Source organism: Bradyrhizobium sp. USDA 3240, from assembly GCF_054063295.1.
This window is the reverse complement of the sequence record NZ_JBSSGD010000002.1, coordinates 650,473-664,136: the sequence shown is the minus strand read 5'-3', so window position 1 is coordinate 664,136 and position 13,664 is coordinate 650,473. Positions and strand designations below refer to the sequence as shown.

The following is a 13,664-nucleotide window of genomic DNA, read 5'->3' as shown; positions in this document are numbered from 1 at the left end:
GGGCCTTCGCGCTCCGCTCGGACGTTGAGTGGGGCGCGCGTTGAATAAACGTTTCGAATTTGCTGCCGGTGACGATCGGCACGCGAGGAGAAGACCATGAATCAAGAGATTATGAATCTTTTCAATCCGACGACGCCGGCTCAGGTCTTCGACCAGATCCGGATTTCGATCGCGTCTCCGGAGAAGATTCTGTCCTGGTCGTACGGCGAGATCAAGAAGCCGGAGACCATCAACTACCGCACCTTCAAGCCGGAGCGTGACGGCCTGTTCTGCGCGCGCATCTTCGGGCCGATCAAGGACTACGAGTGCCTGTGCGGCAAGTACAAGCGGATGAAGTACAAGGGCATCATCTGCGAGAAGTGCTCGGTCGAGGTGACGCTGTCGCGCGTCCGGCGCGAGCGCATGGGCCATATCGAGCTGGCGGCGCCGGTCGCCCACATCTGGTTCCTGAAGTCGCTGCCGTCGCGCATCGGCCTGCTGCTCGACATGACGCTGAAGGATCTCGAGCGGATCCTGTACTTTGAATACTACGTCGTTCTCGAGCCGGGTCTGACCGCGCTGAAGGACCGTCAGCTGCTGTCGGAAGACGAGTATCTGAAGGCGCAGGACGAGTACGGCCAGGACAGCTTCACCGCCATGATCGGCGCGGAAGCAATCCGCGAGCTGCTCAAGGGGCTCGAGCTCGAAAAGCTCGAGGCGACGCTGCGCGCCGACATGGCGGAGACCGACTCCGACATCAAGCACAAGAAGCTCGCCAAGCGTCTGAAGATCGTCGAGGCCTTCCGCGTCTCCGGCAACAAGCCGGAATGGATGATCATGACGGTGGTGCCGGTCATTCCGCCGGACCTGCGCCCGCTGGTGCCGCTCGACGGCGGCCGGTTCGCGACCTCGGACCTCAACGACCTCTATCGCCGCGTCATCAACCGCAACAACCGCTTGAAGCGGCTGATGGAGCTGCGTGCGCCCGACATCATCATCCGCAACGAAAAGCGCATGCTGCAGGAGGCCGTCGACGCGCTGTTCGACAACGGCCGCCGCGGCCGCGTCATCACCGGCGCCAACAAGCGCCCGCTGAAGTCGCTCGCCGACATGCTGAAGGGCAAGCAGGGCCGGTTCCGTCAGAACCTGCTCGGCAAGCGCGTCGACTATTCGGGCCGTTCGGTGATCGTGGTCGGTCCCGAGCTGCGCCTGCATCAGTGCGGCCTGCCGAAGAAGATGGCGCTCGAGCTGTTCAAGCCGTTCATCTACTCGCGGCTCGACGCCAAGGGTCTGTCCACCACGGTGAAGCAGGCCAAGAAGCTGGTCGAGAAGGAGCGTCCGGAGGTCTGGGATATCCTCGATGAGGTGATCCGCGAGCATCCGGTGCTGCTCAACCGCGCGCCGACGCTGCATCGGCTCGGCATCCAGGCGTTCGAGCCGGTGCTGATCGAGGGCAAGGCGATCCAGCTGCATCCGCTGGTCTGCGCCGCCTTCAACGCCGACTTCGACGGCGACCAGATGGCCGTGCACGTTCCGCTGTCGCTCGAAGCGCAGCTGGAAGCGCGCGTCCTGATGATGTCGACCAACAACATCCTGCATCCCGCGAACGGCCAGCCGATCATCGTGCCGTCGCAGGACATCGTGCTCGGTCTCTACTACGTCTCGATCATGCGCGAAGGCCTGCCCGGCGAGGGCAAGATCTTCGGCGACATGGCCGAGCTCGAGCACGCCCTGCATTCGAAGGTCATCCACCTCCACACCAAGATCAAGTACCGGTGGGAAGGCCTCGACGAGGAAGGCAAGATGTCCAAGCGGTGGATCGAAACCACCGCGGGCCGCGTCATGCTCGGCAACCTGCTGCCGAAGAGCACCAAGATCTCGTACGACATCATCAACAAGCTGATGACCAAGCGCGAGATCTCCGGCGTGATCGACCAGGTCTACCGTCACTGTGGTCAAAAGGAGACGGTGATCTTCTGCGACCGCATCATGGCGCTCGGCTTCTACAACGCCTTCAAGGCGGGCATTTCGTTCGGCAAGGACGACATGGTCGTGCCGGCGTCGAAGTGGAAGATCGTCGACGCGACCCGTACGCTGGCGAAGGATTTCGAGCAGCAGTACAATGACGGTCTGATCACCCACGGCGAGAAGTACAACAAGGTCGTCGACGCCTGGTCGAAGGCCGGTGAAGAAGTCGCCAAGGCGATGATGAAGGAGATCTCGTCCGTCAAGAAGACGGCGAGCGGAGCGGAAGCCGAAGTGAACTCCATCTACATGATGGCACACTCCGGTGCGCGTGGTTCGCCGGCGCAGATGCGCCAGCTCGCCGGCATGCGCGGCCTGATGGCCAAGCCGTCGGGCGAGATCATCGAGACGCCGATCATTTCCAACTTCAAGGAAGGTCTGTCGGTGCTCGAGTACTTCAACTCGACCCACGGCGCCCGCAAGGGCCTCGCGGACACCGCGTTGAAGACCGCGAACTCCGGCTACCTGACCCGCCGTCTGGTCGACGTCGCGCAGGACTGCATCATCACGCAGACTGATTGCGGCACCAAGCTCGGCATCAAGATGCGCGCCATCGTCGATGCCGGCACGGTCGTTGCCTCGCTCGGCTCGCGCATCCTGGGCCGTACGGCCTGCGATGACGTGCGCGATCCCGCCACCAACGAGGTTGTCGTCAAGCGCGACACGTTGATGGAGGAGACCCATGTCGACGCGATCCAGCAGGCCGGCATCCAGGAAGTGAAGATCCGCTCGGCACTGACCTGCGAGCTGATCAACGGCATCTGCGCCAAGTGCTACGGCCGCGATCTGGCCCGCGGTACCCCGGTCAACCACGGTGAGGCCGTCGGCGTCATCGCGGCGCAGTCGATCGGTGAACCCGGCACGCAGCTGACGATGCGCACGTTCCACATCGGCGGCGCCGCCCAGCTCAACGAGCAGTCGTTCGTCGAATCGAACTTCGACGGCAAGATCGTGATCAGGAACAAGGCCATCGCCCGCAACAGCGAAGGCAATCTGGTCGCGATGGTGCGCAACATGGTCGTTGCGATCGTCGATGCCGACGGCACCGAGCGTGCAACCCACCGTATTCAGTACGGTTCGAAGATGCACGTCGACGAAGGCGACACCGTCAAGCGCGGCCAGCGCATCGCGGAGTGGGATCCCTATACCCGCCCGGTGCTCACCGAAGTCGAGGGTACGATCGGTTTCGAGGATCTGGTCGAAGGCCAGTCGATCTCGGAAACGCTCGACGAATCGACCGGTATCGCCAAGCGCGTGGTCATCGACTGGCGCACGACGCGCGGCGGTTCGGACCTGCGCCCAGCCATCGTGGTCAAGGGCAAGGACGGCAAGGTGCTGAAGCTCGCGCGTGGCGGCGACGCCCGCTACATGCTTTCGGTCGACGCCATTCTGTCGGTCGATACCGGCGCGAAGGTGATGTCCGGCGACATCCTGGCGCGTATCTCGACCGAGAGCGCCAAGACGCGTGACATCACCGGCGGTCTGCCGCGGGTGGCGGAACTGTTCGAGGCTCGCAAGCCGAAGGATGCGGCGATCATCGCGGAGACCGCGGGAACGATCCGCTTCGGCCGCGACTACAAGAACAAGCGCCGCATCTCGATCGAGCCGATGGACAAGACCGAGGAGCCGCGCGAGTACCTGATCCCGAAGGGCAAGCACATCCACCTTCAGGACGGCGACATCGTCGAAAAGGGCGATTTCATCGTCGAAGGCAATCCGGCGCCGCACGACATCCTGGCGATCAAGGGCATCGAGGAACTCGCTGCCTATCTGGTCAACGAAATCCAGGAGGTCTACCGGTTGCAGGGCGTTCTGATCAACGACAAGCACATCGAGGTGATTGTCCGTCAGATGCTGCAGAAGGTCGAAGTCACCGACCAGGGCGACACCGACATGATCTCGGGCGAGCAGGTCGACAAGATCGAGTTCGACGCGCTCAACACCAAGACCAAGGAGGAGGGCAAGAAGCCCGCCACGGGGACGCCGGTTCTGCTCGGCATCACCAAGGCGAGCTTGCAGACCCGCTCCTTCTTCTCGGCGGCGTCGTTCCAGGAGACCACACGCGTGCTCACGGAAGCTGCCGTCAACGGCAAGGTGGACCCGCTCGAAGGTCTCAAGGAGAACGTCATTGTCGGCCGCCTGATCCCGGCCGGCACCGGCGCCTCGATGGCGCGGATCCGCGAAGTTGCGGTCAAGCGCGACAAGCTGATCCTCGACGAGCGCGAGAAGCAGCAGGCGGCGATCGTGCCGACGGCTCCGGAAGCGGAGCCGCTGGCGCTGCCGCCCGCGGAATAGGCATCCGCAAGACTACGGTAGTCAGCGAGAAGGCCGGCGTTCTGCCGGCCTTTTTGTTGCTTTCTTCCCTTGCTGCGGTGCAGGGACGCAGTTTGTTCATCTTCCCTTCAGGCAAAAAAGTGCCTTTGCTAGGGTGACTTAGACCGGCTGTTTGGCTCGTGCCGGAGACGACGGAATCGATATGCTCGACTTGGCGATTGTAGGCGGCGGCCCCGGGGGGCTGATGAGCGCCTGGTATCTGAAGCGCAAACTCGGCGACCTCTGCCGCATCACCATCTTCGAGGCGTCGAACCGTCTCGGGGGCAAGATCGTCACGCGCAAATTCGACACCGCGCCTGCGATGTACGAGGCCGGCGTCGCCGAGATCTACGACTACTCGATGACCGGGCCTGACCCGCTGCGCGAGCTGATCCAGCATTTCGGCCTGCAGACGATCCCGATGGATGCCGAGCAGGTGCAGCTCGACGGCGAACTGCTGGCCGACGTTCCCGGCATGCGCCGCAAATACGGCGCGAAGACCGCGGCCGCGATCGAGGCGTTCCGCAAGCGTTGCAGCGAGCTGGTGTCGCCGATCGAGTATTACGAGGGCGTCGGCGCCCACGACAACGAACATCCCTGGGCCTACAAGACCGCCGAGCAGATCCTCGACGAAGAGGTCGAGGACGTGACCGCCAAGCGGTTCTTCAAGGTGATGGCGCGCTCCGACCTCGCGACCGAGAGCCACAACACCAACGGCCTCAACGCGCTGAAGAACTACGTGATGGACGTCGACGGCTATATCGGCCTGTATTCGATCCAGAACGGCAACGAGCAGCTGATCGATTGCCTGCGCTCGGAGGTCAGTGCCGACATCCAGCTCAACCATCGCGTACTCAAGGTCGGCAAGACCGCAACCGGCCGCTATCAGCTCAACATGATGAACGGCAAGGGGCCGGAGACGCGCGACTTCGACCTCGTGCTGGTCTGCCTACCGCACTCCTGGCTCGCGACCATGCGCTGGGACGGCGAGCAGCTGCGCAAGTCGATGGTCAAGCACGTCGCCTATTTCGATCGGCCGGCGCACTATCTGCGCGTCTCTATCCTGTTCGATGAGCCGTTCTGGGGCGAGAAGATCCCGGGCGCCTGGTTCATGTCGGAAGCGTTCGGCGGCTGCTGCGTCTACAATGAGGGCGCGCGCCACGATGTCGGCAAGCACGGCGTGCTGAACTGGCTGATCGCCGGCTCCGACGCGCTCGCCTTCGCCAATCTCAGCGACGAGGAGCTGATCGACGCCGCGCTGAAGTCGCTGCCGGCCTCGCTCGGCGATGCGCGTGCGCATTTCCTCGAGGGCAAGACCCATCGCTGGCTGTCGTCGGTCAACGCGCTGCCGGGCGGCCTGCCGGTGCGCGATGTCATGACCAACCACCGCCCCGATCCGAAGGAGCACCCCGGCATCGTGGTGGTCGGCGACTATCTGTTCGATTCGACGCTGAACGGGTTGCTGGATTCCTCCGATGCCGCGACCGACATCATCGTCACCGAGATGATGCGGCTGCGCCGCGCCCGCGCGCAGGACGAAGGCGCGCTGTCCGACAAGATCGACCGCAACTATTTCGAGAATTATCGCGGCGCCGGCCCCTACAGCGAAGTCTGGCGCAATTTCACCGACCCGGCCTATCTGACCGACCTGATCAAGACGGTGTGGGGCAGGGTGAAGGGCTACAAGCTCCTGATCGCCGGCTCCGCCAGCGGCGAGCTGGTCGGCGCGCTGCGCGAGCGCGGCATCGACGCCTGGGGCATCGAGAACAACCGCTACATCCACGGCAAGACGCCGAAGGCGCTCAAGAAGTACAACAAGCTCGGCTCGATCGCCGACATGCCGTTCAAGGACAATGAGTTCGATTTCGTGTTCGAGACCTCGCTGTGCCATCTCGGCGAGAAGCAGGTGGTGCGCGGGGTGCGCGAGCTCAACCGCGTGGTCAAGACCGGCGTCGTGTTCGCGTCGGTGACCTCGGACATGGCGCCGGCGGTGATCGATCGCTACGACCTGCTGCGCGGCGTAAAGAAGCTCGGCACCTGGTGGGAATGGTCGGAATTGTTCTTCGGCAACGGCTTCGACCTGTCGATGCACCGCCGCGACTGCACCGATGCGCTGTGGACGTTGACGCTTGCCGCCAACAAGGGGCCGGGGCAGTGGTACGCCGACTCCGACAGCTTGCGCTATTCCTTCTTCGACAAGGTCGAGGCCGATTTCGACGACTAGCGGCAACGCGGCGTTGCCGTGATCCCGAATCCACGGATCGCGCGCCGCGCCGTTGCAAACGCTTTGCCGAATTCATTGTGATCGCATAGGATTATACCGGCAGCGTTCGCCGCTGCGGTTTCGATTTGCGGTCATGCCGGCCGTGGAGCATCGGTTGGTTTCATGGCGCCAAGACCTCCTGTATCAGACGATCCGAATCGATCGGCAGCCGACGATCCCGAGCTGAAGAAGAAGTCTGCGGCCACGGCCGGTTCGCCGGCGGCGACGGCCTCCGCCAAGCCGGCCTCCATCAAGCCGGCCGCCGCGCCCGCCGACGACGAAGATGATGAGGAGGAGGACGACGAGTTCGAGCTCGATGACGATGATGACGAGGACCTCGTCGTCTTCACCGCCAAGGAAGCCGCCGGCGCGCTCTCCACGATCTATGGCTTCGTCAAGCCGATCCTGACCAACTACAAGAAGCCGCTTGCTTGCGTCGCCATCGGCGTGCTGGTCGAGACGTTGTTCAACGTCATCATGCCGCTCAGCCTGAAATTCCTGATCGACGACGCGCTCGGCGAGGAGGATTTCCAGGCCCTTTACAAGATCCTCGGCGTGCTCGCGGTCGCCGGCATCGTCACCTCGATCATCGCGGTCTGGTACGAGCGCTGGGATGCGCGGCTTGGCGCCGGCATCATCGCCGACGTCCGGACCCGCATCTTCGACCACGTCCAGAACCTGCCGTCGGCCTATTTCGCGCGCACCAAACGCGGCGAGATCCTATCGCGTTTCTCGATCGATCTGTCGGCCTTCGAGGGTTCGGTCAAGACCTTCGCCAACAGCGCGGCGCTGCCTGGCCTGGAACTGGTCGCCGGCATCATCCTGATGCTGTTCCTGAACTGGCAGCTTGCCGTGGTCGCCCTGCTGGTGTTTCCGATCACGCTGATCGGGCCGCGCATCCTGACGCCGAAGGCGGTGCTGGCCAATTACGAGCAGAAGCAGAACGAAGCCGCGCTGCTCGGCATGGTGCAGGAGAACGTCGCGGCCCAGGCGGTGGTCAAGGCGTTCAATCTGCAGCGCCGTGCGCTCGGCTGGTTCACGCTGCGCAACCGCGACGTCCGCGCCAAGGCCGCGTCAGCCATGTTCCTGTCGACCATGGTGGAGCGCACCGTCACCATTTCGGTGCTGCTGCTCCACCTCGTGGTGTTGGCGATCGGCGCCTATCTCGCCACCAAGGGGCAGATCACGGTCGGCACCTTCGTGACCTTCGAGAGCGCATTCTGGGAGGTGTCGTACAACATCGCCCATCTCATGCATTTCATCCCGGTGTCGATCCAGTCCGCTGCGGCAGTGCGGCACATCCAGGAGCTGCTCGACGAGCCGACCCGTGGCGCCGACCGTCCCGGCGCGCCGGACCTGCCGCGCATCACCAACGACATCTCCTTCGACCGGGTCACCTTCCAGTATGAGGGGGCGCAGACGCCGGTGCTCGACAATCTCAGCCTCAAGCTCAATGCCGGCAAGAGCATTGCGATCGTCGGTCCCAGCGGCTCCGGCAAGAGCACGCTGATCAACCTGATCCTGCGGCTCTACGTGCCTGACGAGGGCCGCGTCGCCATCGACGGCGTCGACATCCGCCGGGTGACGCGCGAGTCGCTGCGCGCCAGCATGGCGGTAGTGTTCCAGGAGAACATGCTGTTCAACATGTCGATCCGCGAGAACATCCGGCTCGGCAAGGAAGGGGCCACCGACGCGGAGGTCGAGGACGCTGCGAAGAAAGCCGAGATCCATCGCTACATCATGAGCCTGCCGCAGCGTTACGACACGCCGGTCGGCGAGCGCGGCGATACCCTGTCCGGCGGCCAGCGCCAGCGCATCGCGATCGCGCGCGCGATCATCCGCAACCCGTCGGTGCTGCTGCTCGACGAGGCCACCTCGGCGCTCGACCAGACCACGGAGGCGGCGATCAACCGCACGCTGCTCAAGGTCGCCGAGGGCCGCACCATGATCTGGTCGACGCACCGTCTGACCTCGGTGGTCGAGATGGACGAGATCATCGTGATCTCAGGCGGCCAGGCGATCGAACGCGGCTCGCACGAGGAACTGCTGGCCAAGAACGGCGTTTACCGCAAGCTGTGGGACGATCAGGGGCACAAGCATCACGACGCGGACGACGAGGATGACGACGACGCGGACGATGATGAAGACGACGAGGATGAGGACGACGACGAGGAGGCGTGATATCCGCCCCGTTGCTCATGACGTCCGATGGTTACGCCCTGTCCGTGGCGTGCGGACGTTGCCGGAAGTGACTGGCCGGCCGTGCCGCCGACGCCGCCTGCGGGCGCTGCAGCCGGCGCAGCGAGCCGCGGCCGAGATAAGCGAAGAAGCGCGCCCAGCGCTGGGCTTGCCAATAGGGCCCGCTGCCGATCGACACCTCACGGAAGTTGAACGCCTTGGCGTTCGACCAAGCGTCGCATTCCGTCTTGACCGGATCGTTGTAGAACGCCGTGATCTTCTCCTCGCCCATGCCGTCGGTCGCAAGCCAGTTCGGGATATGGACGTTGCAGAGCTGGGACACGTCGGTGAACACCTTGTCGGTCCCGGTGCCGGTGACGGGGCAGGTGCTGGCGAAGGCGTCGCCGACCAGCACGACGCCGGCCTGCCGATAGCCGGTGCTGACATAGACGTCGGCGGGCCTGATCTTGATGTCGCCGGCGACGTCGAATTCGCCGGTGAGCCGGCGCAGCCGCGGCAGCGCTGCATTCAGCGTCTCGACCGGATTGCGCCGCATCGCGCGCAGCCACGGATCGTCGGCCGGGCGGTAGGTGAATAGGTTGGCGCGCATCCGGTTTTCGACCGGAAACAGCGTGATGTAGGGGATGCGGTCACTCGGCCGCTCCGAGAAATAGGTCATGGCCGCGAACGGGAAGGCGGGGCGGCCGACGGGGACGAAGTCGAAGCCGAGCGAGATCGAGTGGCAGAAGCTGGTCACCAGCCGCTCGATGCCGAGCATCCGGCGCAGCCCGACATTCAGGCCGTTGGCGAGCACCACGAGGCGCGCCGAGATTTCCTCGCCGCCCGAGAGCACGAGCCGCTGCCGCTCCGAGCTGGCGGCGACGTTCACGACCTTGTCGCGGATGAATTCGGCCGGCGCGGCGATCTCGGCTCGAATCGCCGTGATCAGCGCGTCGTACATGATGCCGTATTGCCGGCTCGGCTGCCGGTCGAGCAGGTGGCCGAATCGCGCGATCCAGTTCTCGCCGTCCAGCGTCGCCGAGCGCAGCACGGATTCGGCAAGGCCGGTCCGGGCCAATCGCGCGAGCTGGAGGTCGCCGCCGATCTTTTCGACGCGGAAGTCGAATGGATAGGCCTGATGGGGGTCGATCAGGACGGTCGGTATCCCGGCACGGCCGAGCATTGCGGCCGCGGTCGAGCCCGCAAGACCTCCGCCGATGATCGCGATGTCGGTGTACCGCATGACGTTTTCCGTGGCCGTAGACCGCAATTTTTGCGCTGCGAATGGCAAATAAAGGCTTAGTTTCGAAATTCGCCTTCGGGTCCAAGTTGGGGAGAATTGTTTCTAATCATATTTTACCCGGGTATAATACGATTCCACTGGCGTACCGGAGATTCGGATTCGGATGAGGGGAGTCGCAGACGCTGTCGTATTTCGACGCCCGGCGAGTGGCGCGAAATGCGAAATCTGCAAGCGCCAGAGGCGTTTCTTTGCTTGTCGTTTTGCTTGACTTCACTATCTCTCGATTATACAAGGCGCTCACTTAACGACAGGCGGTGAGCTACGCCAGCGTCGGAACGGAACACCCAAAGGCCCTTTTTCAGGCGCCGGACGGGCACCAACCTCGACGAATGCCGCTCAAACGCTGTCGATGATAGCTAGGCAATGCCAGGACGATTTTGGTTCTCTTGAGCGCGTCCTCTTGAGAGTGAATTCGGATGCATGACCTCGGTGGCGGACCGGACAGCGAACGCTGAACGGTTCGGGATCGCGGTCCTCTGTGGCGTCGATGCGCTTTCCGCTCAGTGATGAGTGGTTGGCGCGATTTCGCTTTGCGCGGGTGCTTGTTCCGCGTCGAGCGGGCCGTACGGGACGGCTAGTCCTGAGAAGAAATTTGCGGAGCCATTCAAGGTTTTCGCGCGAACTAAAGGGTGAAGGCTGCATGCCGACGATCAACCAGCTGATCGCAAAACCACGTGAAGTGCAGAAGTCGCGCAAGAAGGTGCCGGCGCTGCAGCAGTCGCCGCAGAAGCGCGGCGTGTGCACGCGCGTCTACACCACGACCCCGAAGAAGCCGAACTCGGCGCTTCGTAAGGTCGCCAAGGTGCGCCTGACCAACGGTTTCGAGGTGATCGGCTACATCCCGGGTGAAGGCCATAACCTGCAGGAGCACTCGGTGGTCATGATCCGCGGCGGCCGCGTCAAGGACTTGCCCGGCGTGCGCTACCACATCCTCCGTGGCGTGCTGGATACCCAGGGCGTCAAGAACCGTAAGCAGCGTCGTTCGAAGTACGGCGCGAAGCGTCCGAAGTAAGCGGGAAACGATCAGATGTCGCGTCGCCATTCTGCTGAGAAGCGTGAAGTTCTTCCGGATCCGAAGTTCGGGAACATCATCATTACGAAGTTCATGAACTCGGTGATGTACGCCGGGAAGAAGTCGGTCGCCGAAAACATCGTCTACGGTGCGCTCGGCATGATCGAGGCCAAGACCAAGCAGCCCCCGCTCGGCGTGTTCGAGCAGGCGCTCGAGAACGTGATGCCGACCATCGAGGTTCGGTCCCGCCGCGTCGGTGGTGCGACCTACCAGGTGCCGGTGGAAGTCCGCACGGTGCGCCGTCAGGCGCTCGGCATCCGCTGGCTGATCTCGGCCGCCCGCGATCGCAACGAGAAGACCATGACGGAGCGTCTGTCGGCGGAGCTGCTCGACGCCTCGAACAACCGCGGCAACGCCGTCAAGAAGCGTGAAGACGTGCACCGGATGGCGGAAGCCAACCGTGCCTTCTCGCACTATCGCTGGTAACGGCGAAACACGGAATTTAAGGAACAGCCTATGCCTCGCGTTCATGCCATAGAGAACTACCGCAACTTCGGTATCATGGCGCATATCGATGCCGGCAAGACCACGACCACCGAGCGCATCCTCTATTACACCGGCAAGAGCCACAAGATCGGCGAAGTGCACGAAGGTGCCGCGACGATGGACTGGATGGAGCAGGAGCAGGAGCGTGGCATCACGATCACCTCGGCTGCGACCACTGCGTTCTGGAACGGCAAGCGCCTGAACATCATCGACACTCCCGGCCACGTCGACTTCACCATTGAAGTCGAGCGTTCGCTGCGCGTGCTCGACGGCGCCGTTTGCGTTCTCGACTCCAACCAGGGCGTCGAGCCGCAGACCGAGACCGTCTGGCGCCAGGGCGACAAGTACAAGGTTCCGCGCATCGTCTTCGCCAACAAGATGGACAAGACCGGCGCCGACTTCTTCAAGTGCCTGTCCGACATCGTCGACCGCCTCGGCGCCAAGCCGATCGCGATCCAGCTCCCGATCGGTGCCGAGAACAACTTCAAGGGTCTCGTCGACCTGGTCGTCATGAAGGGCATCGTCTGGAACGATGAATCGCTCGGCGCCAAGTTCGACTACGTCGATATCCCGGAAGATATGGTCGAGCAGGCCAAGGAATATCGCGAGAAGATGGTGGAAGCCGCGGTCGAGCTCGACGACGATGCTCTGGCTGCCTTCCTCGACGGCAAGGAGCCGGACGAGGCGACCCTGAAGCGTCTGATCCGCAAGGCGGTGCTGACCGGCGCGTTCTATCCGGTGCTCTGCGGCTCCGCGTTCAAGAACAAGGGCGTGCAGCCGCTGCTCGACGCCGTGGTCGACTACCTGCCGTCCCCGGTCGACGTGCCCGCGATCAAGGGCATCGATGATGACGGCAACGAAGTCGTGCGCAAGGCGGACGACAAGGAGCCGCTGGCGCTGCTCGCGTTCAAGATCATGGACGATCCTTTCGTCGGCACCATCACGTTCTGCCGCATTTATTCCGGCGTCCTGCAGTCGGGCACCGGCGTGGTGAACTCGACCCGCGAGAAGAAGGAGCGGATCGGCCGCATGCTGCTGATGCATGCGAACAACCGCGAAGACATCAAGGAAGCCTATGCCGGCGACATCGTCGCGCTGGCTGGTCTGAAGGAAGCGCGCACCGGTGACACGCTGTGCGATCCCGACAAGCCGGTCATCCTCGAGAAGATGGAATTCCCGGAGCCGGTGATCGAGATCGCGATCGAGCCGAAGTCGAAGGCCGACCAGGAAAAGCTGGGCGTGGCGCTGGCGAAGCTCGCCGCGGAGGATCCGTCGTTCCGCGTGTCGACCGACCAGGAGTCCGGCCAGACCATTCTCAAGGGCATGGGCGAACTCCATCTCGACATCAAGGTCGACATCCTCAGGCGCACCTACAAGGTCGACGCCAACATCGGCGCGCCGCAGGTGGCGTTCCGCGAGCGCGTGACCAAGAAGGCCGAAGTCAAGTACACGCACAAGAAGCAGACCGGCGGTACCGGTCAGTTCGCCGAAGTGTCGATCGTCGTCGAGCCGAACGAGCCCGGCAAGGGCTATGAGTTCGAATCGAAGATCGTCGGCGGTGCGGTGCCGAAGGAATACATCCCCGGCGTCGAAAAGGGCCTCAACAGCGTGATGGGCTCCGGCGTCGTTGCCGGCTTCCCGGTGGTGGACGTCAAGGTGCAGCTGGTCGACGGCAAGTATCACGACGTCGACTCGTCGGCGCTGGCGTTCGAAATCGCGTCGCGGGCCGCGTTCCGCGAGGCGCTGACGAAGGGCAAGTCCGTTCTGCTCGAGCCGATCATGAAGGTCGAGGTGGTGACCCCGGAAGACTACACCGGTTCGGTCATCGGCGACCTGAATTCGCGGCGCGGCCAGATCCAGGGTCAAGACATGCGCGGCAACGCCAACGTCATCAATGCGATGGTGCCGCTCATGAACATGTTCGGTTACGTGAACAACCTGCGCTCGATGAGCCAGGGTCGCGCGACCTTCACAATGCAGTTCGATCACTACGCCGAAGCACCGGCGAACGTGTCGGCTGAAGTCCAGAAAAAGTTTGCTTGATT

At 63.3% G+C, this 13,664-nt stretch carries 7 protein-coding genes; 6 read left to right on the top strand and 1 reads right to left on the bottom strand.

Annotated elements, in window-relative coordinates; all coding sequences use genetic code 11:
- Positions 1-96: 96 nt before the first annotated feature.
- From rpoC to ACVIGA_RS03750, 3 genes are all read left to right on the top strand, one after another.
- Positions 97-4,299, top strand: coding sequence for a DNA-directed RNA polymerase subunit beta' (gene rpoC, locus ACVIGA_RS03760; protein ID WP_456665332.1), 4,203 nt, complete (start codon positions 97-99; stop codon positions 4,297-4,299).
- A gap of 181 nt (positions 4,300-4,480) precedes the next feature.
- On the top strand, positions 4,481-6,541 hold the full coding sequence (locus ACVIGA_RS03755) for an FAD-dependent oxidoreductase (RefSeq protein ID WP_456665331.1): 2,061 nt from the start codon (positions 4,481-4,483) through the stop codon (positions 6,539-6,541).
- 162 nt (positions 6,542-6,703) lie between these two features.
- Positions 6,704-8,761 carry an ABC transporter ATP-binding protein gene (locus tag ACVIGA_RS03750; RefSeq protein ID WP_456665330.1) on the top strand — a complete coding sequence of 686 codons (2,058 nt, stop codon included), beginning with the start codon at positions 6,704-6,706 and terminating at the stop codon, positions 8,759-8,761.
- 31 nt (positions 8,762-8,792) lie between these two features.
- Here ACVIGA_RS03750 and ACVIGA_RS03745 read toward each other — a convergent pair whose 3' ends face one another.
- Positions 8,793-10,001 (bottom strand): FAD-dependent oxidoreductase, encoded by a 1,209-nt coding sequence (locus tag ACVIGA_RS03745; protein ID WP_456665329.1) that lies wholly within the window; start codon positions 9,999-10,001, stop codon positions 8,793-8,795.
- Between the two features lie 700 nt (positions 10,002-10,701).
- Between ACVIGA_RS03745 and rpsL the strand changes: the two genes are divergently transcribed.
- From rpsL to fusA, 3 genes are read left to right on the top strand one after another with little or no spacing between them, the layout of a single operon-like run.
- On the top strand, positions 10,702-11,073 hold the full coding sequence (gene rpsL / locus ACVIGA_RS03740; RefSeq protein ID WP_028168167.1) for a 30S ribosomal protein S12: 372 nt from the start codon (positions 10,702-10,704) through the stop codon (positions 11,071-11,073).
- Between the two features lie 15 nt (positions 11,074-11,088).
- Positions 11,089-11,559 (top strand): 30S ribosomal protein S7, encoded by a 471-nt coding sequence (gene rpsG / locus ACVIGA_RS03735; RefSeq protein ID WP_456665328.1) that lies wholly within the window; start codon positions 11,089-11,091, stop codon positions 11,557-11,559.
- 30 nt (positions 11,560-11,589) lie between these two features.
- The gene (gene fusA / locus ACVIGA_RS03730) at positions 11,590-13,662 is read left to right on the top strand and encodes an elongation factor G (RefSeq protein ID WP_223967334.1); all 2,073 of its coding nucleotides are present in this window, start codon (positions 11,590-11,592) and stop codon (positions 13,660-13,662) included.
- Positions 13,663-13,664: the final 2 nt, after the last annotated feature.